The 25,935-nt window shown below is 66.4% G+C and carries 20 protein-coding genes; 10 read left to right on the forward strand and 10 right to left on the reverse strand.

The features are described 5' to 3' along the window. Positions 1-98: 98 nt before the first annotated feature. Together ACM26Y_RS25905 and ACM26Y_RS25910 are read left to right on the forward strand one after the other, a co-directional pair. Complete coding sequence (locus ACM26Y_RS25905) at positions 99-2,897, forward strand: DUF1156 domain-containing protein (RefSeq protein ID WP_416063785.1); 2,799 nt, start codon at positions 99-101, stop codon at positions 2,895-2,897. Positions 2,898-2,910: 13 nt separating this feature from the next. Continuing rightward, positions 2,911-6,330 carry a Swt1 family HEPN domain-containing protein gene (locus ACM26Y_RS25910; RefSeq protein WP_416063786.1) on the forward strand — a complete coding sequence of 1,140 codons (3,420 nt, stop codon included), beginning with the start codon at positions 2,911-2,913 and terminating at the stop codon, positions 6,328-6,330. 61 nt (positions 6,331-6,391) lie between these two features. On the opposite strand, the gene ACM26Y_RS25915 is transcribed toward ACM26Y_RS25910, so the two are convergent. Then, positions 6,392-7,675 (reverse strand): IS256 family transposase, encoded by a 1,284-nt coding sequence (locus ACM26Y_RS25915; protein WP_106201846.1) that lies wholly within the window; start codon positions 7,673-7,675, stop codon positions 6,392-6,394. Between the two features lie 96 nt (positions 7,676-7,771). Here ACM26Y_RS25915 and ACM26Y_RS25920 point away from each other — a divergent pair, with 96 nt between their 5' ends. Together ACM26Y_RS25920 and ACM26Y_RS25925 are read left to right on the forward strand one after the other, a co-directional pair. Further along, entirely contained in the window at positions 7,772-8,605 is an 834-nt protein-coding gene (locus tag ACM26Y_RS25920; protein WP_416063787.1) for a hypothetical protein, read from the forward strand. Positions 8,606-8,685: 80 nt separating this feature from the next. Continuing rightward, entirely contained in the window at positions 8,686-8,832 is a 147-nt protein-coding gene (locus ACM26Y_RS25925) for a hypothetical protein (protein ID WP_416063788.1), read from the forward strand. A 44-nt stretch (positions 8,833-8,876) separates the two neighbouring features. Here the strand turns inward: ACM26Y_RS25925 and ACM26Y_RS25930 are convergent, their stop codons facing one another. The 4 genes from ACM26Y_RS25930 to ACM26Y_RS25945 form a co-directional block, all read right to left on the reverse strand. Beyond that, on the reverse strand, positions 8,877-9,893 hold the full coding sequence (locus ACM26Y_RS25930) for an Abi family protein (protein ID WP_416063789.1): 1,017 nt from the start codon (positions 9,891-9,893) through the stop codon (positions 8,877-8,879). Between the two features lie 505 nt (positions 9,894-10,398). Then, positions 10,399-11,853 carry a plasmid pRiA4b ORF-3 family protein gene (locus ACM26Y_RS25935; protein ID WP_416063790.1) on the reverse strand — a complete coding sequence of 485 codons (1,455 nt, stop codon included), beginning with the start codon at positions 11,851-11,853 and terminating at the stop codon, positions 10,399-10,401. A gap of 127 nt (positions 11,854-11,980) precedes the next feature. Further along, entirely contained in the window at positions 11,981-12,994 is a 1,014-nt protein-coding gene (locus ACM26Y_RS25940) for a hypothetical protein (RefSeq protein ID WP_416063791.1), read from the reverse strand. A 3-nt stretch (positions 12,995-12,997) separates the two neighbouring features. Beyond that, positions 12,998-14,164, reverse strand: a complete 1,167-nt coding sequence (locus ACM26Y_RS25945; RefSeq protein WP_416063792.1) for a site-specific integrase — start codon at positions 14,162-14,164, stop codon at positions 12,998-13,000. A gap of 334 nt (positions 14,165-14,498) precedes the next feature. Here ACM26Y_RS25945 and ACM26Y_RS25950 point away from each other — a divergent pair, with 334 nt between their 5' ends. Genes ACM26Y_RS25950 through ACM26Y_RS25965 form a run of 4 tightly spaced genes read left to right on the forward strand, consistent with a single transcriptional unit; the run spans position 14,499 to position 19,219 of the window. Further along, positions 14,499-15,305: a TnsA-like heteromeric transposase endonuclease subunit gene (locus tag ACM26Y_RS25950; protein ID WP_416063793.1), complete on the forward strand. Its 807-nt coding sequence runs from the start codon at positions 14,499-14,501 to the stop codon at positions 15,303-15,305. Then, positions 15,293-17,296: a hypothetical protein gene (locus ACM26Y_RS25955; RefSeq protein WP_416063794.1), complete on the forward strand. Its 2,004-nt coding sequence runs from the start codon at positions 15,293-15,295 to the stop codon at positions 17,294-17,296. Before ACM26Y_RS25950 ends, ACM26Y_RS25955 begins: the two co-directional genes overlap by 13 nt. Beyond that, positions 17,286-18,314 carry an AAA family ATPase gene (locus ACM26Y_RS25960; RefSeq protein WP_416063795.1) on the forward strand — a complete coding sequence of 343 codons (1,029 nt, stop codon included), beginning with the start codon at positions 17,286-17,288 and terminating at the stop codon, positions 18,312-18,314. Before ACM26Y_RS25955 ends, ACM26Y_RS25960 begins: the two co-directional genes overlap by 11 nt. Positions 18,315-18,340: 26 nt before the next feature. Continuing rightward, entirely contained in the window at positions 18,341-19,219 is an 879-nt protein-coding gene (locus tag ACM26Y_RS25965) for a hypothetical protein (RefSeq protein ID WP_416063796.1), read from the forward strand. On the opposite strand, the gene ACM26Y_RS25970 is transcribed toward ACM26Y_RS25965, so the two are convergent. Continuing rightward, positions 19,104-19,586, reverse strand: a complete 483-nt coding sequence (locus tag ACM26Y_RS25970) for a zinc-ribbon domain-containing protein (protein ID WP_416063797.1) — start codon at positions 19,584-19,586, stop codon at positions 19,104-19,106. The two genes, ACM26Y_RS25965 and ACM26Y_RS25970, sit on opposite strands and share 116 nt — an antisense overlap. An 873-nt stretch (positions 19,587-20,459) precedes the next feature. Between ACM26Y_RS25970 and ACM26Y_RS25975 the strand changes: the two genes are divergently transcribed. Then, on the forward strand, positions 20,460-20,720 hold the full coding sequence (locus ACM26Y_RS25975; protein WP_416063798.1) for a ribbon-helix-helix domain-containing protein: 261 nt from the start codon (positions 20,460-20,462) through the stop codon (positions 20,718-20,720). Next, on the forward strand, positions 20,717-20,956 hold the full coding sequence (locus tag ACM26Y_RS25980) for a toxin (protein ID WP_416063799.1): 240 nt from the start codon (positions 20,717-20,719) through the stop codon (positions 20,954-20,956). The genes ACM26Y_RS25975 and ACM26Y_RS25980 overlap by 4 nt, the downstream gene beginning before the upstream one ends. Positions 20,957-21,362: 406 nt before the next feature. Here the strand turns inward: ACM26Y_RS25980 and ACM26Y_RS25985 are convergent, their stop codons facing one another. From ACM26Y_RS25985 to ACM26Y_RS26000, 4 genes are all read right to left on the reverse strand, one after another. Further along, positions 21,363-22,901 (reverse strand): long-chain-fatty-acid--CoA ligase, encoded by a 1,539-nt coding sequence (locus ACM26Y_RS25985; protein WP_416063800.1) that lies wholly within the window; start codon positions 22,899-22,901, stop codon positions 21,363-21,365. Between the two features lie 67 nt (positions 22,902-22,968). Continuing rightward, on the reverse strand, positions 22,969-24,084 hold the full coding sequence (locus ACM26Y_RS25990; RefSeq protein WP_416063801.1) for an NAD-dependent epimerase/dehydratase family protein: 1,116 nt from the start codon (positions 24,082-24,084) through the stop codon (positions 22,969-22,971). Between the two features lie 148 nt (positions 24,085-24,232). Further along, positions 24,233-25,339, reverse strand: coding sequence for a zinc-binding dehydrogenase (locus tag ACM26Y_RS25995; protein ID WP_416063802.1), 1,107 nt, complete (start codon positions 25,337-25,339; stop codon positions 24,233-24,235). After that, entirely contained in the window at positions 25,339-25,899 is a 561-nt protein-coding gene (locus ACM26Y_RS26000; protein ID WP_416063803.1) for a 2,4'-dihydroxyacetophenone dioxygenase family protein, read from the reverse strand. The genes ACM26Y_RS25995 and ACM26Y_RS26000 overlap by 1 nt, the downstream gene beginning before the upstream one ends. Positions 25,900-25,935: the final 36 nt, after the last annotated feature.

Consider the following 25,935-nt stretch of genomic DNA (forward strand, 5'->3'; position numbering starts at 1 on the left):
CCGGGCACCGCTGCCGGATCCCGGCACGATCGGCCACTACTGTTTCCCGTAACCACGCTCCCAGCAGCACCGATGTACATAGAGAAGGACCCCACCTCGTGATTGCCGACACCACCGCTGTTGCCCGTCGCAAACTCATCGAGGTCGCGCTGCCGCTGGAGAAGATCAACACAGAATCGGCCCGCGAGAAATCCATTCGCCATGGCCACCCTTCCACTTTGCACCTATGGTGGTCGCGCAAACCCCTCGCCACCGCACGCGCCGTGCTCTTCGCGCAGCTTGTCGATGATCCTTCCTCGTTTCCCGACCGGTTCCCCACCGAGGAATCCGTCGCCAAGGAACGGAGACGCTTGCATGAGATCATCGAACAGTTGGTGGTGTGGGATAACGCCCGGGACGAAAACCTTCTTCGTCGAGCTCGTAAGGAGATCCTCGATTCCAGCGACGGTAATCCACCCCCAATCCTCGACCCGTTCGCCGGTGGCGGTTCCATCCCTCTCGAAGCCCAGCGTCTTGGCCTCGAAGCCCACGCCTCCGATCTGAACCCCGTGGCGGTGCTCATCAACAAAGCCTTGATCGAGTTCCCCCCGAAATTTGCTGGCCACCCCCCAGTGTTCCCCGGCGCCGCCGAGGCCCAAATCACCACATGGCCGCGGGTAACAGGACTCGCCGAGGATGTGCGCCGGTACGGACGATGGGTACGAGACGAGGCGGAGAAGCGCATCGGGCACCTGTATCCGAAAGCTGCCCTGGCCGACGGAACAGCAGCCACTGTGATCGCCTGGATCTGGGTCCGAACTGTCGCTTGCCCTAACCCTGCTTGCGGTATTGCCATGCCTCTGACCAGCAGTTGGTGGCTGGGAAAGAAGAAGGGCAGAGAATCCTATGTCATCCCTGCCGTAACGGATAGGCAAGTCCACTTCACCATCGGACATGATCCCAAGAAAGGGCCGACGAAGGACAACGACGGGACTGTCCGAAGGACTGGTGCAACGTGCATCGGATGCGGTGCAGCGGTCGATTTCAGCTATATCCGTACCGAAGGTCACGCCGGACGGATCGGTGCTCAGATGATGGCGATCGTAGCTGAGGGAAAACGCGAGCGAATCTATTTGGAGCCGACGGACGAACATGAAAATGCAGCGCAGGTAGCCCCACCGATCGATATGCCGGATGGATGCCTCCCTACGGAGGCACTCGGTTTCCGTGTCCAGTCATATGGCATGACTGAGTACACAGATCTGTTTACCCTGCGTCAACTCACTGCACTAGTTACCCTCAGCGATCTCGTCGGAGAGGCCCGCGAACGTGTCCTCGTCGACGCAATTTCTTTCGGCATGCCAGAGGGTGACAGTCTTGAATCGGGTGGAACCAGCGCTGCGGCATACGCGGATGCGGTTGCGACTTATTTGGGTTTCGCGCTTTCGAAATCTACGGCTCGCAACAACACAATGTGTACGTGGGAAACCGGTATGGATAGGCTAAGAGGGTCATTCCAGCGCCAAGCGATCTCGATGACGTGGGATTACGCAGAGGCTCACCCCTTGGAGAGCTTTGGTGGAGGCTTCTCGGCGGTACTTCAATCGGAATGCGAAGTCCTCGAAGCGCTGACCACATGGGCGGTACCTGACGCGGCGGAATCGGAGGCCAGGCAGGCTACAGCGGTAGATCGTATTCGCGCCCCGTACATCGTCTCTACCGACCCGCCCTATTACGACAACATCGGGTACTCGGATCTGTCTGATTTCTTCTACCTCTGGCTACGCCGGTCTCTTCGTCGAGTTCACCCGAAACTCTTAAGCACGATGTTGGTTCCCAAGGCAGAGGAACTCGTCGCCAACCCATATCGACATGGCGGCAAGGACGGAGCGCACAAATTCTTCGAGAGCGGATTTCGAGAAGTGTTCCGTCAGGCTCGTGAATCCGCGCTGCGGGATTACCCCATCACGGTGTACTACGCCTTCAAACAGCAAGATGCCGACGGCAGTGGAGAGGCTTCGACCGGGTGGGAGACCTTATTGGAGGGCATGATCCGGTCCGATTGGGTAATCACCGCGACATGGCCAATGCGCAGTGAACTGGGTAACCGAATGCGCAGCTTTGACTCGAATGCTTTGGCTTCCTCCATCGTCCTTGCCCTGCGCCCTCGGGCCACGAACGCGCCTACCATCGACCGCCGGGGTTTCATCAGCGTCCTGAAGGACGAGCTTCCTCAAGCACTCCGGGAGCTGCAGCAGGGTTCGATCGCTCCGGTCGATCTGCCGCAGGCGGCCATTGGTCCGGGTATGTCGGTGTTCTCCCGGTATTCGGGGGTACTCACCGATGATGGTTCGAAGATGACGGTGCGGGCGGCGCTGGCGCGGATCAACGAGATCCTCGATGAGGTGCTCGCCGAACAGGAAGGTGATTTCGATCCGGACACCCGTTTCGCGATCGCTTGGTTCCGACAGCACGGCTTCGATGCTGGCAGCTTCGGGGATGCCGACAGCATGGCCCGTGCGCGCAATGCCTCTCTCGACCACCTAGAGCGCTCCGGGATTCTTATCAGCCGCGCTGGCAAGGTCGCGTTGCTCTCTCCCGCCGCGTTGGGAGGGGTGTATGCGAGTAGGGAATACGACCCCGCTACAGACCCCCACCTCAGCACCTGGGAAGTGGTCATGCACCTGTCCCGGGCTCTGACGGAGAAGGGTGTACCGGCTGCGGCGGCCTTGTTGTCCCGAGTCCCGGAATCGATCGATCGGGATCTGTGCAAGGAGCTGGCGTTCCTCCTGTTCACCATCGCAGAGGACTCCAAGCGCACCCAGGTGGCTATCGAGTTCAACTCCCTCGGTACGGCATGGAACGACATTGTCGCCGAGTCCCGCACCGCCTCAACCCAGCTGATGCTGGACACCTAGAAGGAACCGTGTCATGGCTGTGAGCAACCGCGACCGGATCGGTCGGATCTTCGAGCTTCTCGGGCCAGCGCTGGACGAGTTCCACACCTACGTGCTGGCCAAGAAACTGCCGGAAGGGGGGGACTGGACGGCGCTACTTGCGGCGCGGGACAAGACCAAGGGCGCCGGGGCGGCTAAGACGTATGTGCGCACCGATCCGCAGAACGGCCTGCGGATGATCACCGAACAGATCCCCAACCAGATCCAAAAGGGCTGGTATCCGTTCACCGATCATCTTTCCCGCACGGAGCAGTCCTGGGCGACAGAGCTGCGGGATGTGCGCAACACCTGGGCGCACAACGGTTCGTTCTCCGGCGACGATGCATATCGAGCCCTCGATACCGCCGAGCGGTTCCTCCGCGCGATAGGGGCTCCGGACCAGGCCGATGAGGCCCGACGCTCACGGATCGAGCTCATGCGTCTGAGCTCCGAAAAGCAGGACCGTAAGGTCGTCAAGACCTCCGCGGCGGCGGAGATCGGCGCCGACGGGCTTGAGCCGTGGCGGCTGGTGCTCAGCCCGCATCAGGATGTGCAAAGCGGCAACTTTCACGCCGCCGAGTTCGCCGCCGACCTGGCGATGGTCTCCCGCGGCGAAGGCGACCCCGAATACACCGATCCGGTGGAGTTCTTCGCCCGCACCTACCTGACCGAAGGCTTGAAGGATCTGCTCATCCCCGCGATGCGGCGCCTGTCCGGCGACCCCAACGCCGCGCCGATCATCAACCTGCAAACCAACTTCGGTGGCGGCAAAACCCACTCCATGCTCGCGGTATGGCATCTGGCGTCCGGCCGGCCGCTGGTGGACTACCCGCAGGAAGTGCAGGACCTGCTCGCCGGCACCGAGATTCCCGCTGCACGGCGGGTGGCGCTGGTGGGCACCCAGATCAAGGCCGGTGCGGTGAAGGTGATGCCCGACGGCACCCGCATCAATACCCTCGGCGGTCTGCTGGCGTGGCACCTCGGCGGTGCCGAAGGCTATGCGATGGTCGCCGAATCCGACACCAACCGACTGAATCCCAGCGGCGAAGCACTGCGCGAGCTGTTCCTGCGGTTCGGCCCGTCGGTGATCCTCATCGACGAATGGGTCGCCTACGCCCGCCTGTTGTTCGGCCACGAGGAGCTGCCCGACGGCACCTTCGATGCCCAGTTCACCTTCGCCCAAGCCCTGACCGAGGCGGCCAAGGCTGTACCCGGCACATTGGTGCTGATTTCCATCCCGGCCTCGGCGGAGATGAAGGACGGCGAGTACGTCGGTGACGAGGAAGAGGTCGGGGGGCAGAACGGCCGCGAAGCATTGAAGATGCTGCGCAAGGCCGTCGGCCGTGTCGCTGAGCAGTGGCGCGCCGCCAACGCCGAGGAGAGCTTCCATATCGTCCGGCGCCGGTTGTTCGAAACCCCGGACAGCACCGCCCTGGCGAAGATCAACGCCACCGCCAAGGCCATGGTGGCGTTCTACGTCAAGAACAGCAGCGACTTTCCCCGCGAGGCCCGCGAACTCGACTACGAAGAACGCATCCGCCGCTCCTATCCGATCCACCCGGAGCTGTTCGACCGCCTCTACCAGGACTGGTCCACACTCGAACGCTTCCAGCGCACCCGCGGTGTCCTGCGGTTGATGAACGTCATCGTCGGTCAGCTCTGGCGCGAGAACGACACCGCCCCGTTGATCATGCCCGGATCGATCCCGCTGCGCGCGGACAAGGTCGTCACCGAACTGACCCAGTACCTCGACGATCAATGGAAGGCCCTGATCGACACCGACGTCGACGGACCGAACTCCGCTCCCGCCCAGGTCGACAACACCAACCAACTGCTCGGCCAGCGCCTGACCACCCAACGCCTGGCCCGCACCGTGTTCATGGGCGCCACCCCGACGCTCACCTCAGCGCACAAGGGCCTGGACAAGCAGCGGATCTTCCTCGGCACCGCCCTGCCGGGGGATGTGCCGGGCAACTTCCATTCGGCGCTGAACCACCTGGCCAATACCGCTACCTACTTCTACAACTCCGGGTCGCTGTACTGGTACGACACCCAGGCCAACACCACCCGCACCGCCCGCGACCACGCCGAACGCCTCCACAAAGAGGACGTGTGGGCTGAAGTGGTGCGCCGGCTGCAAGACCACCGCAAGACGGCGGCGGACGGGTTCACTGGCGTGCATGTCGCCCCCGACTCGTCAGCGGACGTGCCGGACGTGCCGGAGGTGCGGCTGGTGATCGTGCCGCCCGCGCATCTACACAACCGCAAAGCCAAGGCCGACTCCCCGGCGGCGATCTGGGCGAAAGACGTCACCGAACACCGCGGCAGCGCTGCCCGCACCCACCGCAACATGATCGCCTTCCTGGCCGCCGACGACGCCCGCTGGGCCGAACTCGACAGCGCGGTCCGGGACTTTCTGGCCTGGTCCTACATCCGCGATAACGCCGACAAGGACCTGAACCTCACCGCCGCGCAACGCCAGCAGGCCGTCGACCGGGTCGCCACCCACAATCAGGCCGTCGCCGACCGGTTGCTGCAGACCTATCACTGGGTGCTCGCTCCCACCCAGCGCGAGGCGACCAGGCCCCTCGAGATGGAAGCGTTCAAGGCTGACGGCACCACCACCGACCTGGCTGCCCGCGCCGCCGCGAAGTTGCGCAACGAATCACTGCTGACCCTGCAGCGCAGCGCTGGTTTGATCCGCCACGACCTGTCCGGCACCCTCAAGGCCGCTTGGGACCGTGAGGGCCACCTCAGCTTCGGCCAATTGTGGGACTACTACACCACCTACCCGTACCTGGCGAGGTTGCGCGATCGCACCGTCCTCGAACACGGGGTGCAGTCGGTGTCCGACGAGATGTTCTGGCAGCAGACCGGATTTGCCTTGGCCGTCGACTGGGACGGACAGAACTATCTCGGACTGGTTCTGCCGTCCGATCAGGTGAGCATGCCGCAGATCACCGATGCGCTGCTGCTGGTCCAACCTGCCCGGGCCGAGGCGCAACGCGAACGCGAACTCGCCGAGTATCAGGCCGCCCGGGCCGAGACCGCATCGCAGCACGAGGGTGGCCACACCCCGGGCGACGAAGAGACCGCACCTACGACCGGTGCGACGGTCCAGACCACCACGACCACACCCACGGGTAGCCGCAATGAAACCGGAGGTACCGCTCCGGCGGCGAAAACCCGATTCTTCGGGTCCACCGCCCTGCACCCGGACTTCTACGCCCGCGACTTCAACAAGATCACCAACGAGATCATCCAACACCTCGCCGCAGCCGACGGCGTACACCTCGAAGTGCGGATCGAGATCACCGCCACCACACCGAACGGGTTCGACGAGAACAAAATCCGCACGGTCAGCGAGAATGCCACCGTCCTCAAATTCGATCAGGCCGGGTTCGAAACGGACTGATCAATCGCATTTAGGTCGGAGAGGGTCTGTCAAGTTAACGGTGTAACTGGTTGAACTGTAGCTACTTTCGTCCAGCGGACAGGCGTCCGTCGAAGGTGATCTCGAAGGCGTTCAGTGCTGCCTTCCAGCGGTTGGACCAGCGTTGGCGGGCGGTGCCTTTGGGATCGAGGCTCATGATGGCCAGGTACACGCATTTCAGGGCCGCGGCCTCGGTCGGGAAATGACCGCGGGCCTTGACGGCCCTGCGGATTCGGGCGTTGACACTCTCGATGGCGTTGGTCGTGTAGATGACCTGTCTGATGGCGTTGTCGAACTGCAGGAACGGCACGAACTCGGCCCAGGTGTTGGTCCAGAGCCGGATGATCGCGGGATAGCGTTTCTCCCATTTGTCGCTGAACTCGGCGAACCGGTCCAGCGCGGCCTGCTCCGACGGCGCGGTGTACACCGGTTTGAGGTCCTTGGCGATCTCGGCCCAGTCCTTGCGGGAGGCGTAGGCGTAGGTATTGCGGAGGAGGTGGACCACGCAGGTTTGCACGATGGTCTGCGGCCACACCTGCCCGATCGAGTCGGGCAGATGCTTCAGACCGTCGCACACGACGATCAGCACATCCTGCACACCACGATTCTTCAGCTCCGACAACACCCGAAGCCAATACTTCGCCCCCTCCCCGTCGCCGTGCTCGCCGGCCCATAATCCGAGGATGTCGCGGGTGCCGTCCACAGTCACCCCCATCACGACGTAGATCGGCCGGTTGGCCACGTTGCCGTCGCGGATCTTGACGTGGATGCAGTCGATGAACAGCACCGGATACACCGGGTCCAGCGGCCGGTTCTGCCACTCGGCCATGCCGTCCATCACCCGTTCGGTGATCGTCGAGATCGTCTGCTTGGACACCTCGGCGCCGTAGACCTCGGCCAGGTGCGCAGAGATCTCACCGGTGGTCAGTCCCTTGGCCGACAGCGAGATCACCATGTCCTCCACCCCGGTCAGCCGCCGCTGCCGCTTGGCCACGATCTTCGGCTCGAACGAGGACTCCCGGTCCCGGGGTACGTCGAGCTCGACCGGGCCGGCCTCGGTCAGCACGGTCTTGGCGCGTCTGCCGTTGCGGGAGTTGCCGCTGCCCCTGCCGGCCGGGTCATTCTTGCCGTAGCCGAGGTGGTCGTCCATCTCGCCCTCGAGGGCGGACTCCACCACCAGCTTGGTCAACTTCGCCAGCAACCCGCCCTCGCCGGTGAGCTGGAGGCCTTCGGCCCGCGCCTGATCCACCAGTTCCTGCAGCCGGGCATCGCTGACACCCACAGGTGCCGAGTTCGATTCGTCCTCACGATCAATCACATCGGTCATGGTGGTGCATCTCCTTTCAGAGTTACACCGTTGTTCTTACAGTCCCGTCGGAGAAAGTGGAGCGACTAGTGTCGCCAGTCGTTTTGAGGAGAGTTGATGCCCACGTTGATTCCGACGCTCGCGCTCACTACGACTGAGCGGGCGCTGCGGCAGCTCTACACACAGGTATTCGGCGAACTACACGGATCGGGGTGGCTGACGGATCTCCTTGGTGAAGATCAGGTCAAACGTCTCGTCGAGAAGCGCGACGTCGAGGCGAAGCGACGCGAGGAACGCGGAGTCGCGGAGACCCCGACGTCACTCGTCGAGTACACCGAGTTCTTCCAGCTCGTATCCATTGCCGATAAGAACTGGCACCACCTTGCGCCAGCACTCGGCGAGAAGAAGGACACGCTCGCGTTGATCCGACGATTCGAGCAGCTTCGGAACACAGTCGCGCACAGCAGAGAACTACTTCCTTTCGAGGAAGACCTGCTTTCCGGGATCGCAGGCGAGATTAGAAACAGGGTGACTTTCTACATGAGCAAGACCACCGAGACGAACGAATACTGGGCGCGAATCGAGTCCATCACCGACAGCTACGGGAACTCGGTCGATGGACTCGCCACGACGCGCTCCTCCAACCCCGGCTGCCTCACTGGGCAAACCCTCCGGGTGGGCGAAGTGGTGACGTTCGACTGCCGAGCGTCGGATCCAAAGGGCCGGAAGATCACCTGGAAGATGGCTTTCCTGCCCTCAGCCGCGTCGGACCGCGAGCCCGAAGCGGTCGAGGGCGACGACGTGCGGCTGAAGTGGGAAGTGCAGCCTCACCATGTTAGCTCGCAGAGCTCCGTCCATATCCGAATGACTTCGGACAGCCCCAGCCACAGGTGGCAAGAGGGGGTCGACGGAATGGCCCTGTTCTACTACACAGTTCTGCCGGCGGAATAGCGGGTTAAGGGACAGCGAGACATCCCCGTATGCGGACAGGTCGTGTCCCTGTGCGCCGCTGTCAGCCGCACGAACAGATCGTGGCGGTCAGTTGCATGCGCTGCGGGGTGGGGTCGCTGATCAGCGGCATCGACGCCGACGAAGCGCTGCCTGCTGCGATTGTGCGGTGGCTCGAGGATCGGGGTTGGAGCACCGGCACGAATCCGGTGTGCGGCGACCACATCTGACCTGATCGGTCGACGGGGACGGAGTGGGAAGCAAGGTCCGTTCATCACGGATCGGGCTGCTGCACCCAGAGAGCTTCGGTCGTCCAGCCTGAGGGGCAACCCATCTCGGTCTCGGATCGATTCATCGCCGCGAGTCCGGTCCTGATGTGGCCGACGATGTTCGCTGCCCACGTCGATCCCGGGCTGATGCGTTCGAGCAGGTAGGCCAGCACCGCCAACGATGCGTAGGCCCGCTTGGTCACGGTCGGTGACGCCGCGTGGTGCAGCTCGGGGACCACCAGCAGGTGCCGGTAGGACAGTTGGACGTCGATGTTGCGGTTCCACAGTCGCGAATGATGTGCGCAGGTGTTTCGGATGTAGTTGAGGTTCTTCATCCAGCTCACCAAGGCGGCGCCGTGGCCGGCTCCGGAGTTGTCCGTCAGGCCGAAGTCGGCGGCGATGTCGTCGCGGTCTTTTTGGTGGAGTCCCTCGTACAGTCGGGACAGGCCCCCGAAGTCGAGGATCTCGGTGACCACCCACACCGGGAGTGGCCCACCGTATTTACGGGTGAAATGTTTGACGAATTCTTCCTTCGACCGGGACTGTTCCTGGGCGACTTTGCGGAGCCATTTCGCGTGCGCGCTGTCGAGCCATTCGGCGTGCGCCGGCGGTTGGGCGGGGCTGGACACCCCGACGAACTCGGTGCTGAGCATGTTCGGGTCGGCGTGGGCGAAGGCGCCCCGGCGACCGAGGGTGTGGCCGACACGCAGTCGCATCGCGACCTCGACGCGTTCGATGGCGTCGAGAACGAGAAGCTTGAGCTTGCGATCGAAGTCGTAGAGCTCGATGATCTGCTCGAACGAGGTGCCCGGCCGAAAGGCGTCACCGATGACCGGCGGTGCACCGGCAGCCTGAGTGCGGACGCGATAGGGGTACCAATAGCCGCTCAGGCGGTAGTAGCCGACCGAACTCAACCACCGTTCCGCTCCGGTGGGGTCCGATATCGTCATCCCGCGTGATTCGAGCAGTTGACGCTGTTCGGTGATGGTCTTGAACGGTTTGCCGTAGGTGGAGCGACTCACGAAAAACAGAAAACCAGCCTCCCCCTCGAAAGAGCGGAAGGCTGGCCGTGTTGTTGCTCAGTATAGCGGAGAAGGGCGACACGCTGCGCGATCGACACGGTAGACCGCTCGTCCCCGGAAAGGTCGTATCCATCGGCTGATCCGGATGATGCTCGCGGCGTTCGTCTCAAAAATCCATCTCACAATCTGTCTCATGGACTGCCGGTTCGCTTCGGGTGCTGGTGCGTCTGCCTCAGAGGATCTCCGCATTCGAGTCGGCTTTCACAGCACCGGTGTTATCGATCGCGTCAGCACGGGCAGGCATCAGCGACACCCGGGGTCCGCAACGAGCCCTGACGGGTGTGCTGTTTGACGCCCCCTCCCCTGAGCAGGAGGCCCGGGAGCACGCCGCAGAGGGCTGTCACCTGCGGTGATGCTTGGCCTCCGGTCCTGGCTACCTGTGCTGCATGCCGGTCCGGTGTGGCTGCCCACTACCCAGACCGGTGGGGTGTCGCCGTTCTGGGGGTCAGGGGGTGAGGACGGCGCGGGCGGTCGCGGCCACGGCGGGGTGCCGGCCGGTGGGCCGGCCGCCGCGGGTGGAACCGGCGAGGATGTCGAACACCTCGAGGGTGGGATTGCCGACCGCGGCGAGAGCAAGAGAGCTCCTGCCCTGGCTGCGCCAGCCCAGTGCCTGCAGCAGGGCGGCGATCTCGGTGTTCCAGTGCTCGGCAGGCGCCCCGCCGGCGATCACCGCGGTAGTGATCCAGCCGGCCTGCCGGTCGAAGTCGGTCCTGCCCACCGGCAGCCGGGAGATAAGATGTCGCCACAACACCAGCGGCCGGTCACGGTATCGGCGGGCCACGGCCGTCGGGGCCAGACGTCCTTTCCGCACACTGATCAGGCCGAGGGTGCGCGCGCTGGCCCGCAACCGGGCCACCGGGACGGTCAGGTCCTCACGATTGGCGGCGCCGATCCACCATTCGGTCACGCCGGTCCGGTCGGCGAGGTGCTCGACCATCGTCGGGGGCAGATAGCCGGCGGCGGTCAGCGCCACCCCATCACCGATCGCGGCGAGCAACAGCAGATACGGCTCGAGCAGCTGCGCGGCCTCCGCCTCGTCGACCTCGACCACCTCGGCGGTGGTGGCGTGTTCGAGCAGGAGCGTCAGCGCCGGATCGCCGTGGAGTTCGAGTCGGGTGCGCAAGGCAGCGAGCTCGTCGGGCACCGCAACCGGTGGGGTCATCGCCGCGGCGATCGCGGCGGTGGCCTCGTCCGGATCGAACCGGTCCGGATGCCAGTGCAGCGGCAGCCAGTCGCGGGCCTCGTCGGCGGTGTCGAACGGCGTCGGAACCGCCGCCGGATCGCAACCGCCGCGCACCCAGGCCGCCAGGTCCGAATAGCCCCAGATGCCGCCGCAATCCTCTGGTGGGCAGGCATTGCGGCCGGTGATACACCGCATCGTGGTGGGTGGTTCGTCGAGGACCGCTTCGACCTGCACCACGTGAGCCCAGCCGTCACCGAAGTCGTAGTCGTACCAGAGGCGATCACCGGGTTCGGTGAGCAGCTGATCGAGTCGCACGGTGTCCTCGAGGATCCCGTCGTCGCCTTCCTCGACGTCGAAGGCGGTCACGAAGTAGGGGGCGCGGGGGTCGTTGCCGGTGCGGAAGCGATGCAGATGACAGTCGAGCCACCCCATCGCGGCCTGCAGCACCGTGTGCAACCGGTCGAGGGTCAGATCCCCGGGCAGCTCGAGCCGCCGCCACACCGGCGGCTTGGCGCCGAGCAGATCCACCCGCACCCGCACACCCCGGACCCGGTCCGGGACCTGACCGAGCACCGGTTCCGGTGTGCGCAGCAGCTCGTCGAGCCAGTCCCGGACGCTGCCTGCGCGCAGCGCCTCCACCATCGCCTGTTGGTCCTGCGGGCTCAGCGCGGCGATCAGCTCGTCGGCGCGCCGGCGTGCATCATCCGAAGCCGTCACGATCGCCAGTGAACCACCGGCCGGGCACATCTTCACGCCTCGGCCCGACGACGCCGTCACGACCGGCGCCACCGCCGCTCCCGGTGCCGGGCCCCGATCCGGCGGCACGGCGGCGCGGCCGGGGCGTTTACCTGGTTTCCAGCACCCCGATGAGGTCCTCGAGCAGTGCCTCGGCCCGTGCCTCGATGTCGTCGAACAGATCGGACAGATCGTCGAGGCTCTCATGGTCACGGCGCCGGGCGGCGACACCACGGTCGTAGTAGCCGGGATCGAGGTCGATCTCCGGCTCGACGCAGGCGTCGGTGGCGCCCTGTGGCGGGACGGGCAGCGCCCTGCGCACCGGGGCGCGGCCGGACAGGTGCGCCCGCACCAGCGCCGACACCGACTGCGGGGTCATCGACTGCGCGTACGGGAGGTGTCCCCAGCGGTCGATCGGACATAACAACGGTTGCCGAGCCTGCTCCGCATCGAGCGGGCCAGCGATGATCTCGACTGGGTCGGTGAGGTGATGGCGCAGTAGGTGCGTGCCCGGGTGCTGGTCGAGGAACGTCTGGATCGCCGCCCAGCTCTGGTAGAACGTGGCGGCAGGGTTGTCCCCTGTCTCGGGATGCGGTGGGAGTTGGACGCGTTCACCGGCCGGGGTGGTGACCTGGAGGGTGTCGCCGTTGAGGCGGAGGTCGCGGCGGCGTAGTCGGGTGATGTCGGTGAAGCTCATGCCGGTGGCGGCGAGGACCAGCAGGAGGGCGTCGCGGCAACCGAACAGTCCGCTCGGCCACCCGGTGGTGGGCAGCTCAGCGGCTCGTTGCAGCAGCACTCGGGCGAGCCGGTCGAGGCGCTGAGCACGAGCGACATCGAGGTGCCGGCGCACGGTCTCGGTGCGCCCCGGGGCGGGATAGCCGTGCCGGGTGTGGACGGTGTTGATCGCCGACAGGCGGCGCCGCTGCGTCGCGACCGCGGCGGGATGTTCGTGCAGGAACAGCGCGAGCGTGTCAGGACCGGCCGGAATCGGCGACCGGTCGGCGGCAGCGCACCAGTCGGTGAACAGGGCCCAGTCGTGCCGGTACCGCGCCGGAACCCGCAGCCCACGCCCCGTGTCGTGGATGTCGTCGGGTCGCCGCGGGGAGGTGTCGGTGCTGGTCATCGCTCACAGGCCCAGATTGGTGACAGCGTTGCCCAAGAGAGGTGCGTGTTCGCGGGCGTAGACCTCGAGCATGGCCGGGGTGGTGTGCCCGGTCTGGCGCATGATCGCGTGCGCGGAGGCGCCGTTGCGGAAGGCCTGGGTGACGAACCCGGCGCGCAGCGAGTGCCCACCGAGCTGCGCGACGAGTTCGGGGTCGTAGCCGGCCGATTCGGCGCGGCGGCGGATCGCCGCATGGACCGCCGCCCCCGACAACGCCGTCTCGGAGAGGTTGCCGTTCTTGCGGATCGCCCGCAACAACGGAGAGACAGGGACGGTGCGGGGGCGGGGGCCGCGGCACACGTGCGCCGCGAACGGCTCGGCGCCCCGGAGGAGCCGGATCACCGCGGGCCGACCGCCGGTGTCGTGGGCGGCGACGATCTGGGCCCACCGCATCCACGCGCACGGCGGGCAGCTGGTGTGGCTGTGGGTGAAGGGCAGGGCCCGGATCGTGCCGCGGCCCTCCTGATCGGTCTTCGAGCGACGGAGTTTGATGTGCAGGCCGTCGAGCCGGTGCAGGCTGACGTCCCCGCAGGTCAATGCGACGAGTTCGCTGCGGCGGAACGCCCCGGCGAAGCCGAGCAGCAGGAGCGCGGTGTCGCGGCGTTCGGCCACTTCGTCGGCCCACCCCTGGCAGTCGGCGCGGGCCTTGTCGACGATGGTGAGGACGTCGGCGGTGAGCAGCGGGGCCCGCGGGCTGCGAGGCCGCTGCCCGGCGGTGGCGTAGTCGCGGCGGATGCCGGACATGGTCGCTTTGACCAGGTCGTTGCCGGTCGGGCTCGGGTGTCCGCTCTGGCGGTGGTGATGGGCGATCGCGGCGAGGCGATGGGCGAGGGTGGCGGGGGCAAAGGCCCGCTCCCCCGTCTCGGTGACGGTGTCGGCGCACGCAACGAGGTAGGCGGCGACGGTGACCGGATGCGCCGGCACCGCGGTGTGGCCTTCGGCGGCGCACCAGGTGGTGAAGGCCCGCCACCCGGAGGCGTAGGTGCGGCGGGTGCCGGCGGCCCGCGCCGACGCCACCGACTCCGCGATCCGGGCGGCGGTCGTCGCCGTGATGTCCGGCACCGCGAGCCCCGTCGGGGTCCCGGGCACCACGATCTGCCCCTCCCCCGGTGTTTCCGTCTCATCCTTCACGGGTGGGGACGCTACCGGACGGCCCCGACAGGGTCCCGCCGACCGAAAACACGCTCACCACTGGGTTCGCGAAGATAGCTGCGTAAATGGGAATTTTCAGCGGCGACACCGCACAAACCAGGAGTGACATACCCCCAGGTCACGAATATGCCCGATTCGACCGTTTTTGTAGGTTCTCGGTGTGAAGTGACACGCCGGTTGTCCAATTGCCAACCTTTCTGTCCAATCGTGCCTAGAGTCTGTCCAACGCCTGCTCAGCTGGCAGGAGTTTGTAGGCCATGACCAGCGCGGAGAGTCGGTGCCGCCGCACACATGTGTACGGAGGACCGCCCCGATGGCCGAGACCCTGACCACGCTTGCTGGGATGCCCTCGCCGCCGGTCCGATCTCTCGCCACCCGCACAGAAGACGGCTTCGATACCGTGCAGTGGCGTCGCCCCGACGGCGCTGTCCGCACGGCGCGTGTTTCCCCTGAGCTGCTGCACGAGCAGCTGTGGGAGACCGAGCCGATCCGCCGGGGTGCGCAGTACCAGAACCGGCTCAACCAGCACGGCCTCTACTACTGGCCGCGGACCGGGCGGCACGTCTGGTACGAGTCCGCCCTCGAGCTGGCCTGCCTGGTCGAACTCGACCACCAGGGCGAAGCGGTCCAGGTCGCGGCTCAGCCGTTCCGGCTGCTGTTCCGGCGCGGAGCCCAGGCGATCTACCACGACCCGGACTTCTTCGCCGTCCACGCGAACGGTGACCAGGTGGTCTACGACGTGAAGCCGGCGCGTCGGGTGGCCGATGCGCAGTCCCAGTTCGCCGAGACCGCCCGCGTCTGCGAGCAGGTGGGTTGGCGTCACCAGGTGTTGTCGGAGACCGGTCCGACGAGGACAGCCAACCTGGCGTTTCTTCGGGCGACCCGACTGCCGCGGTGCCACCCGCTTTCGGAGGTGTTCGTGCGGTTGCTCGACCTCTTCGAGGACGGACGATTTCTCGGGGAGGGCGCGGCGATGCTGAACCGGCGTCACCCGGCACTGGTGATGCCGTATATCAAGCACCTGATCTGGCATCGTCGCCTGCTCGTCCATCTCGACCGGCCTCTCGACTTCGATACCACTGCCACCACGATCTCGGAGGGCGAACCGTGCTGCGGCTGAACCTGGGAGAGCTGATCGAGTGGGACGGTGTGGAGTACGTCGTGGCGGCAGCCGCACCCGCCGGGACTCTGTTGCAGCGGCTGGTGGACGGCGAACGGGTCTGGATCGACGTGCCCACCCTGTCGGCCCGCGGGGAAATCAAGGTCACCGGGAAGCAGCGACCCGCCGACGGCAACAAGCCCGCCGAGTTCACCGCGGTCACTGCCGAGGAGGTGGAGCGCGCCCGCTGGTGGGAGCCGCATCTGAACGAAGTCGTGTACGGGGTCTCTAACCCTCACGACGACACCCTGACGCCCCGGCCGGGCTACGACGATCCGAGCAAGGTGAAGCGCCGCGAGTTGAAGGTCCAGGAACTGGCGGCGGCGGGCATCAATGTCACCGTCCGCACCCTCGGCCGCAAGGAGAAGCAATACCTCGCCCACGGCATCGGCGGGCTCATCGACCGCCGTACCACCGCCCGGAAGTCGGCCGCCCCGAACGTCGACCACAGGGTGTCCGAGGTGGTGATCGCCGTTCTGGAAGACGCCATGACCGACAGCACCGTCTCGGTCGCCACCCTCATCAACCGCGTCGGAGCGCTGCTTCGGGTACGGCACCCGGACGAGGACATCGACATGCCCTCGGACCGGACACTGCGCAGGCTCATCGACGCCTATGACACTCGTGGCCTCGTCCGTGGGAAGGCCACCACCCGCCGGTCTGCGGGTAACCGCCCGGACCGGAATCCGGCACCGATCTCGGCGACGGCTCCCGGCCAGGTGGTGGAGATCGACTCGACCCCGGTGAACGTGCTGAGCCTGATGCCGGACGGCAAGGTCGGCAGGCCCGTGTTGACGGTGGCGGTGGATGTGGCGACCCGCAGCATCCTGGGGTTCTCGATGGTGCCCACCGGTGCTTCCGGGGTGGAACACGCCGACCTGTTGGCCCGCATCCTGCGGCCCCGGCAGTGCCGCCCCGACGCGCCGGAGTGGATGCGCCTGGACGCGTCCGAGGTGCTGCCGCACGAGCAGATGACCGCGTTCGACCAGCGGCAGCGGGGCGCGCTGGCGGTGCCGTATATCGTGCCGGAGTCGATCACCACGGACCGCGGCAACGACTATCTGGGACCGACGTTCATCTCGGCCTGCCGGCACTTCGGGATCAGCGTCCGGCAGGCCCCACCGCAGTCCCCGACCTACAAGACCCACATCGAAAGACTGCTGGGCAGCGTGGACACGCTGTGGATGCAGAAGCAGCCCGGCTACGTCGGCAACAACTCGACCCATCGGGGCGAGATCTCCCACAACGGACTGCTGACGCTGCGGGAGCTGGCGGACTCGTTCGAGCAGTGGTGGATCCGGGTGTGGCAGAACCGCCCCCACGACGGGCTGCGGGACAGGGACATACCGTCGCGGAAGTTCACGCCGAACCAGATGTATGCGGTCATGTTCGACGCCGGCGCGGGCATCCCGGTGCCGATCGACGAGCACACCTACATCGCCCTGATGCCCGTGCAGCGCCGGGTGTTGCAGCCCGGCACCGGATTCAAAATCAACAACCTCGTCTACCGGTCCGACGACCTCCAGCCCCTGATGACGAGGCGGCCCGACACGAAGGACGGGAAGTGGGAGGTCCACTGCGACCCCTACGACCCCGACCGCGCCTGGGTGGCCCACCCCGACACCGGAGACTGGATCGAGTGCGTCTCGGACTCCTACCGGCTCGAGGTGTACCCGTTCGCCTCTGCGTTGCGCCACCTGCGCGCCGCCGCGCCGGCCGAGGGGGACGTGCAGGACGAGTGGGCCGAGCAGATGCTGGCGACCCGGCCGACCGGCATGTCGGCCAAACGCGCAGCGAGGCGAAAAGCCGTGGCCGAGCAACGCACCCGCGATGGCGACCCGCGCCCGGCGCCGATCGCCGACCCGGCACCGCCCCAGCCCGCCCGGACGGCAGCGGTGGCCGACGAATTCCGGGTGGTGTCCCCGGACGAGGAGTTGTGGAATGCGACCTGACCCCAAGAGCACCCTGTCGGGTCTGCGCCAGCGACTCGACCACCGGTTCACCCGGCCCGACCCCCTCGGCCGCGACGACTACCAGGCGCTCGACCCGGACGGGCGGTGGAGCTACGACAGCCTGCGCCTGCAGTGGTTCGGTGCCGGGTTCTGGTTGAAGACTGCCGACACGATGGACCTGCTCCGGTCGGTCAAGGGCTATCTGCGCACCACCCACGAGTACGCCATCGGAGAACGCAACATCGTGCTGGACGGTCCCGCGAACGTCGGGAAGACCACCATGCTGCTGCGGCTGGCGCGGGAGGTGGAAATGGCACAGGCCCGGATGAACCCCGACTACCGGCGACACGGCCACGTCCCGGTGGTCTACATCGAGGTCGCCCCGCGGTCGACACCGAAGATGATCGCCGCCGCGATCCTCGACTTCTTCGGCACCCCGGTCGGGGAACGCCGCACCCAGCGGGAACTCGTGGGCAACGCCACCGACCTCATGCTCGCCCGCCGAACCCGGCTACTGATCGTCGACGAGTTGCAGATGCTTCGCCTGCACGGACCGCACGGGGACGACGCGATGGACACGCTCAAGTCGATCATCAACAACGCCGGCGTCGTCACCGTCCTATCCGGCATCGACCTCACCAGCAAACTCGCCTCCCGCGCCGCCGAGCAGATCATGGGCCGCGGCGAAATCCGGCCCCTGCGGCCGTTCTCCTACGCCTCGGATGCCGACCGGGACCGCTGGGCCGCGCTGCTGCTGCGGTTCAGCGAGGAGATGCACCTCGTGGACGGCGAGCCGGAGCGGCTGCTGGAGTTCGCCGACCCCCTGCACGCGCTGACCGAGGGCCGCATCGGAAACCTTCGTCGGGTGCTCTCCCGCGCCCTGTCGGTAGCGATCGACGAGAAACCCACCCCCGATGCACGCGAGGTGATCGTCGAGGAGCACATCTTCGGGGCGGCAGGCGCTGCCGCGGTGCGCCGTCGGCCCGCCGCAAAGAAGGGCGGCAGCGCGGTCGCGTGAATCCCCTCGTCCTCAAGCCTCAGCCGGTGGCTGTGCGGCCACACCGCTTCGAGACGCCGCACTCCTACCTCGACCGGCTGTGCGCAGTGAACGTGATCGACCGCCGGCTGGTGGACTCGCTGATCCGCAAGCGCCGCAGCAAGACCGGGCGACCGCACCACCTGGCGCTGGTGATCCACGAACTCGGCGGACCGCACGCCACCCACTTCGCCCGCTCCTATCTCCGGGCCACCGGCACCCGACCGGACGATGTCGACACCCTCCTCACCGAGACCTACCGCACGCGCCTCACCGGCGTCCGCCACGCCTGCACCCACTGCACCGCAGGACATTCGGTGCCCACGTTCGACCACCACCAGTTCACGATCTGCCTCAAGCACGGACGCTGGCTCGCCCCCGAACACGGTCACGAACACCAGCGGCAGGTCCGAGACCCGGGCGAGTGGGTGCGGGCGGAGCGCCGATACCGGCGTGCCGTCACCGCCGGTCTGCTCACCCGGCACCTCGTGGACGCCACCTGGCGGATCGTCCGCGATCAGGCCACGGTCCTCGGGCCGTCCTCGTGGACCGAACGTCTGCGCGCCGCGCAAACCCGGCCCGGGTTCGTGGAGGGGGTGGACGACCGGTGTGCGCTCTACCCGCAGACTGCTCGGGTGCTGCACCTGCTGTCGGGACCCCGTACCTGGGAGGCCATCGATGCTCTGTTTCGCAGTCCCGAGCATCTCCGCGCGCACCTGCGCCGCGAACTCGACTGGGTCACCGGTGCACAGTGGGTGTTGGTCGAAGCCCTCACCGTCGAGGTGATCCGTTCGCGAAGTGCGCGGCTACAGCAACTCGGAGTGCTGCTCCGTCCGCACCGGGACGAGCAACTACGCCGCCGTCACTTCCCCTCCGCGACACTCTGATCCGAGTCCTCGAGGTCGCGAGCAGCTGCTCGCCCCACCGGGATCGGGCGTTGATGTCGCGGGCAGAGAGCGGGTATCGCGTGCTATCCCGCGGCCACCTCGCCGCCTCCTGCGGGTGCGTGGTTGCCAGGTCGTTGACTCCGGGCCGTGTTCGCTCGCCCGTGCACACCGGGCAGCCCGCACCCCTGCGCGCCCTCCTCGAGGGCGATTCCTGCCACGAGTGTTCGCACGGCCCGAGCCACCACACAAGCCGGCTATGTGAGACCCGCACCTGGGACGGCAGCAGGCCACGGTTGAGCGTCGGATGCCACTGCTGCGCGAGGTCCGGTGCTTCCGCTTCGACGCTGCCGGTGTCGGATTCGGTCATCGGTGATTCCTCCTCGTGGCGACAGGACGCGCAGGACCGGTCATGACTACATCGTGGCCTGCCTGAGCGACGGCCTCAAGGATCGGTCGGTACCGCCGGCCCGGTCCGGCACGCGAGGGACTATCGGCCAGTCCTGCGCATTGGACAACTTCAATGGCACAACGGACGCTGAGACCGACGATTCTCGATCATTGGACAAGATAATTGGCACACCGACCCGGCATTCCCGCAGCAACGCGGTGGACAACTACCTGGTCCGATTGGCCAACTTCAGTGTCACTTCACAGCGGGTGAGACTCTGCACGAGAATTTCAGTGGTGCGACCTGGGGATTCGTCAGTGCATGTCAGTGGCTCTCGTCGCCAGAATGTCAGCGAATGCAGCAGCCGAGTATGGGCGCTGACGTGGGCAGAATGACCGAGGACGCTGTCGGCGTTCCTGACATTCTTCGTGACGAGAACCCACTGACATTTTCTTGCATAGTCTCAGTCAGTGGCCGTGAGCTGAGGTTTTCCCATCCATGTCAGTAGGTGTTCCCACTCGATGTCAGCGAGGTCCGGTTGGATCCGCACGGTAGGCGGACCTGGGCTTTGTGAGCGAGCAGGATGCACCTCGTCGCGGCCGAGCAGTAGGGCTCCGGCTGCTGTCCGAGCGGACCCGAACGGGCGTGGTCGAGGCACGGCGTCAGGGGTCATCCGATCATCGCCATTCCGACGAGCACGGGTGTCTCAGGTCTTCCGGTGGATCCGGGCCCCGCATCGGTCCAGTACTCACCCAGGAGGAGCGGCCCCCGAACGTGATAGCGGAAGCGGTCGGTGCCCGCTTCCCGCATCGGGTCCTGACCCGCACCCAATTTTCGTATTACACTAATTCTATGGCTGACGAGACGATCAACGGAATCCCCGTCACCGACGAGATGATCGAGGGATGGGCGGACGAAGCCGAGGCCGGCTACGACGCCGCTGCCCTGCGTAAGCGTGGGCGTCCCACGATCGGGGAGGGCCCTGCAACCGTGATCCCGGTCCGCATGGACGAAGCCTTGCTGAAGGCTTTGAACGCTCGTGCAGAACAAGAGCATGTATCCAGGTCGGAAGCGATTCGGGAAGCGATCCGTGCCTGGACCCGGGTCGCGTGAAAGCGCACAAATCCGCCCTCAGACACGGAATCGACGAAACCGACAGTATCTACGCGGCCCAGCACTACGTCTATGCAGCCGACCTTGACGACGACAACCCCGCGCGAGAGTTCCGGCTCGGTTTCGACCCGAAAGGTCGCCTCCTGGAATTGGTCGTGCTGCGCTTCGACAGCGGGAACGAACTTCTCATCCACGCAATGAAGGCCCGCCCGCAGTACTTCGAGCTGCTCCCTTGAGTGCTGACCGCCGGTCGACGCTCACCCTGGAGGCGCTCGTCGAGGCTTCACCCTGACCGGATCCGAAAGCGCCGTCCCAGAAAAACTGGTGGATCGACCAATGTCACCATTCCGACCGTGCCTGGCTGGCGAGACGAGTCGGTCACGGTTTCCTGTGCGCGGTCCCCGTCGCCCCCGGACCGTACCGGGGACCGAGCGTGCCGGGCGGTGTCACCACCCGCCCTGATCATCGCGGTCGTGACCGTCCAACTCGCCGCAGTGGCACTGCTGGCCGGCACCGGCCGCTCGTACCCGCTCCCACCCCGGACCTGAAAGCCTCGGCGCCCCACCTGCCCCGGCGGGGACGAGGGGGACCTTTATTCCGACAGTCCCCGTGCTGGAAGAAACTCGCCAATGAGACTTGCTCTTAGATTATGGGCACTGGTATTTCGCGTTTCTGGACCTTCCCCGTGGCGCCCTTGGGCAGTTCGTTCAGGATCCACAGGTGCCGGGGGTATTTGTAGGCGGCGACACGTTGTTTGACGTATTCGAGGAGTTCGTCGGGCTCGGTACGGGTTCCGGGTTTGAGGGCGACCGCAGCGCCGACTTCGTCGCCGAGAGTGGGGTGTGGGATGGCGATGACGGCGGCTTCGGCGACGGCGGGGTGTTCGTAGAGGACTTCTTCGATCTCACGCGGGTAGACGTTGAGTCCGCCGCGGATGATCATGTCCTTCTTGCGGTCGACGATGTAGTAGTAGCCGTCGTCGTCGACGGTGCCGATGTCGCCGGTGGCGAACCATCCTGCGGGGGTGATCGCGGCCTCGGTCGCCTCGGGCAGGTTCCAGTAGCCCTTCATGACGTTGTGGCCGGCGATCTGGATCTCGCCGCGTTCGCCGGCGGGGAGCTCGTTTCCGTCGGTGTCGACCACCCGCATCCGGACGCCTTCGATCGGGGTGCCGATCGAGCCGGGTTTGCGTTCCCGGTCGGGGTGGTTGAACGAGGCGACGGGGGAGGTTTCCGACAGTCCGTAGCCCTCGAGGATCATGCAGCCGAATTGCTTCTCGAAGTCGGTGATGACCTGGACCGGTAGGGAGGCACCGCCGGAGGCGCACAGCCGCAGACTGTCGGTGGCGGGTGCGGGTCCGTTCTGGGCGGCGGCGAGCACGGCGGAGTACATCGTCGGGACGCCCAGGAATACGGTGACACGGTCGCGTTCGATCACCTCGAGCGCCTTGTGCGGGTCGAACCGTGGGATCAGGGTCAGGGTGGCCCCGACGTGCACGGCGGTATTCAGTCCGCAGGTCAGACCGAAGACGTGGAACAGCGGCAGGCATCCCATCAGCACGTCGTCCGGTTGGAGGTCGAACAGGGTGCGCGCGCAGATCTCGGCGTTGCGTCGGAGACCGGCGTGGGTCAGTTCGGCGCCCTTGGGCTTGCCGGTGGTGCCCGAGGTGTGCAGGATAACGGCGGTGTCGGTCCCGGCGCGGGGCACCGGGGCGGCCTGTTCCGGCAGGTCTGCGGTCAGCTGCGCGAGGATCGTGTCGTCCACCAGCCACGACCTCACGCCGCCCGCGGCGTCCGCCGCCGCAGTGGCCTCGTCGGCGAACGCAGGGGTGGCGATCAGCGCCGCGGCGCCGGTGTTGGTCAGGTAGAACTCGATCTCGCGTGCCTTCAGCAGCGGGTTGATCGGGACGGCGACGGCGCCGGCCCGCAGGATCCCGTAAAAGGTGATCGCGAACGCGGGGGTGTTCGGCAGCATCATCCCGACCCGGTCTCCGGGTTCGATGCCTTCGCGTTCGAGCAGGGTGGCCACTCGGGCCGCGGCCGCGTCGAACTCGGCGAAGGTGAGGGTGTGGTCGTCGCAGCGCAGCGCGACGGTGTCCGCTCGGGTGTGCCCTGCCGAGACGAGGTTCTCGCTGAGATTGGCCGTCGGGCCGCGATCTGTGTTGCGCTCGGGTGTGGTCACGGCTGTTCCTCCATGGTGGCGTGGACTGGGGGCTGGGTCCGGGTACGGGTACGGGTGACGAAGAGGGTCAGGTGCCGGCGAGTCCCTCACTACGGACCCAGTCGGCGACCCGGGACATGCCCTCGTCGATCGAGACCAGCGGCTGGTAGCCGAGGGCCTTCTGGATCTTTTCGATCGAGTAGGTGGCAGGGCGGTTGAGCAGCCACATGGTGCCGGCACACAGGTCGCTTCGGTGGCCGAGGCGGCGCAGCAGGGTGCCGACCACGTCGGCGAGCGGGGCGGCGACCTTCATCGGCAGGGTGTGGATGGTGCCGTGGCACATCTCGGCCATCCGGCCGAAGAAGTCGGCGCAGCGGACGCCGATCCCGTCGGTGATGTTGAACACCTGGCCGGCGGCGTCGTCGGAGGCCACGACCAGCACCATGCCGTCGACGAAGTTGTCGATGTAGACCGGTGAGAAGATGCCGTTGCCGCCGTCGGGCAGCGGGAAGCCGGTGGGTTTGCGCATCTCCGCGATCGGGGAGCGCACCCACACCGAGCCCGGGCCCCACACGTCGCCGGGGCGGACCACGGTCACATCGATCTGGCCGGCACCGTGAGCGGCGAGGACGACCGCCTCGGAGTTGACCTTGGTGTCGGTATAGACGTCGCCGTTGACCTGGATCGGGTGGAACTCGTCGACGTCGTCGGGGAAGACGAAGCCGTACGCGGCCACCGAGGAGAAGTGCACGAATCGGCGCACCCCGGCGTCCACCGACGCCTGAAGGACGCGGCTGGTGCCGAGAACGTTGACCTTCCACGATTGTTCGAGCGGGTATGCAGCGCCGAGCAGGGCTGCAGTGTGGATCACCGTGTCGACGCCGTCGAGTTCGCCCTTCCATGGGTCCGGCTCGGTGATGTCGCCGGCGACCACGCCGTGTTCAGGGTCGGGGATCAGGTCGATGCCGCTGACCCGGGCGCCGAGTGCACGCAGCCGCCCGGCCAGGGCGCGGCCGATGAACCCGTTGGCGCCGGTGACGAAGATCTTCCGGCCCTCGAGCGACGGGGCCGGCCGGTCGGTCGATTCGGCGCGCATCAGGCACACACCCACGGAAGGTTGTTCGCGTTCCCGGTAACCAGTTCGCCCTGCGGTGGCACCACCGGTGGTGGGGGCGTGGCGCCGCTGGGCGGGGTTGCTGGGCACGGGGTAGTCGTCGAGATCATGGTGATTCCTGGGGTGCGTAGGGTCGACCCGACGGGTTGTTCAGTCGAGTCCGGTTGGTGTGCTGAGGGTGTCGTCGTTCACGAGCTCACAGTCGCCGGGCGGATGTCCATGTGACAGCCCGGCGGCGTCACAGTGACGCGTCGATGAGGATCTTCGCGTCGGTGGGTGAGGTGTCGAGGCGTTCGAACGCGTCGGCGACATCGTCGAGGCCGACTCGACCGGTGATCAGCGGCGTCGGGTCGATGTCACCGGAGGCCAGCAGTTCGAGTGTCCGGGCGAACTCCTCGGGTGAGTAGTACAGGCAGAACCGCAGGTCCAGTTCCTTCACGATCGCCTGCGCCGGCTCGACGGTGTCGGATCCGAAGTTGATGCCGGCCACCGCGATCCGCGACCCGGGAGGCGCGCCGGAGATCATCTGCTGCAGAAGTCCCGGTGCCCCGGTGCACTCGAAGCCGACGGTCGGTCGCAGGGGTAGCCGGCCGGCCACGGCGGTCGGGGGTGACATCAGCGCGGGGTCGTCGGTGGCCGCGGCCTGCATCCACGCCTGGTACGGCGAGTCGACGGTCGGGTCGACGGCGACGTCGGCACCGAGCTTCAGGGCGAAGGCACGCCGCTCCGGGGACAGATCGGCCGCCACGATCGGACCGACACCCCGAGCCTTGAGCAGCACGATGACGGCGAGCCCGATTGGACCGCACCCGAGCACCAGCGGCACATCGCCGACGGCGGTCTCGGCCCGGTTGAGCGACCGGAGCGCGACCGCGAGGGGCTCGGTGAGCGCCGCGACGTCGGTCGACATCTGGTCCGGCACCGGGATCAGTAACGCCTCGGAGAGCACCATGCGCTGTGCGTAGGCGCCGGGGGTGTCGGTCCCGCCGAATCCGAGCAGCACCGGCTGCTCGCGCATCAGGATCGGCATCGACACTACCCGGGTGCCCGGCGGGAGTTTCCGCTCGGTGTCCGGACCGTACGAAACGATCTCGGCGACGAACTCGTGCCCGAACACAATCGGCTTCGACAGGTCCAGCATAGGAGTACCGAACGCGCCGAGGGCAGCGCGGTTGAAGCCGTCGCCGTGGACCAGGCAGCTCTTGTCCGACCCGCAGATGCCACACGCGAGGACCTCGACCAGGACCTCACCGGAGCCCGGTACCGGCTCGGCGATCTCCTCGACCCGGAGCCTGCCGTCCTGCATCACCACCGCGCGCATCAGGCGTTGCCGTTCAACGCGCATCAGGCGTTGCCGTTCAAGAAGCCGGCGGCACCGCCGCCGATGAAGTTGACCGGACCGAGGTTCTGCTCGGCCGACAGGGTGCCGGTCAGGTGCCGGATCAGGGCCGCGTCGAGGATGGAGTGGAAGGTGCCGTCCTCGTTGAAGTTGATGTTCGCCCCGGTGACCCGGAACAAGGCGACCGTGTCTTCGGTATTGGTTTCTGGGCACGCCAGTGTGTGGACCGACGCCCCCGGCTCATACAGGTACGAACCCGCGGTCTGCTTCTGTTCCGGGTACTCCACGTAGTACCAGCACCCGCTGATCGTCCACGCGTCGACCGCGCCGGTGTGATAGTGCAGCGGGATCCGCGCACCGGGCGCGAAGGTGGCCAGCACTACCCACTCACCGTTCTCCAGATCCAGCCGCAGCGGCTTGAAGTGCACGCCCGGACCCAGTGAGTCCTTGATCAGCGGGATGTTCTCCTCGTTCACCGTCAGCAGCTCACCTTGCGGCAACGCCACCAGTGGCAACTGTGACCCGTTGGTCGTCGTCGCAGGGCCCGGAACGGTCGTCGAAGTCATGGGAGTCCCCTTCGTCGGTTGGTGGATGTGACTCAC

It is taken from the genome of Rhodococcus indonesiensis, assembly GCF_047782815.1.
Taxonomy (GTDB): Bacteria; Actinomycetota; Actinomycetes; order Mycobacteriales; family Mycobacteriaceae; genus Rhodococcus; species Rhodococcus indonesiensis.

Excerpts from the sequence above, each read along its gene's own strand:
- ACM26Y_RS25910 (WP_416063786.1), top strand. The coding sequence starts at position 2,911 with ATGGCTGTGAGCAACCGCGACCGGATCGGTCGGATCTTCGAGCTTCTC.
- ACM26Y_RS25915 (WP_106201846.1), bottom strand. The coding sequence starts at position 7,675 with ATGACCGATGTGATTGATCGTGAGGACGAATCGAACTCGGCACCTGTG.
- ACM26Y_RS25920 (WP_416063787.1), top strand. The coding sequence starts at position 7,772 with ATGCCCACGTTGATTCCGACGCTCGCGCTCACTACGACTGAGCGGGCG.
- ACM26Y_RS25940 (WP_416063791.1), bottom strand. The coding sequence starts at position 12,994 with ATGACCAGCACCGACACCTCCCCGCGGCGACCCGACGACATCCACGAC.
- ACM26Y_RS25950 (WP_416063793.1), top strand. The coding sequence starts at position 14,499 with ATGGCCGAGACCCTGACCACGCTTGCTGGGATGCCCTCGCCGCCGGTC.
- ACM26Y_RS25960 (WP_416063795.1), top strand. The coding sequence starts at position 17,286 with ATGCGACCTGACCCCAAGAGCACCCTGTCGGGTCTGCGCCAGCGACTC.
- ACM26Y_RS25970 (WP_416063797.1), bottom strand. The coding sequence starts at position 19,586 with ATGACCGAATCCGACACCGGCAGCGTCGAAGCGGAAGCACCGGACCTC.
- ACM26Y_RS25975 (WP_416063798.1), top strand. The coding sequence starts at position 20,460 with ATGGCTGACGAGACGATCAACGGAATCCCCGTCACCGACGAGATGATC.
- ACM26Y_RS25995 (WP_416063802.1), bottom strand. The coding sequence starts at position 25,339 with ATGCGCGTTGAACGGCAACGCCTGATGCGCGCGGTGGTGATGCAGGAC.
- ACM26Y_RS26000 (WP_416063803.1), bottom strand. The coding sequence starts at position 25,899 with ATGACTTCGACGACCGTTCCGGGCCCTGCGACGACGACCAACGGGTCA.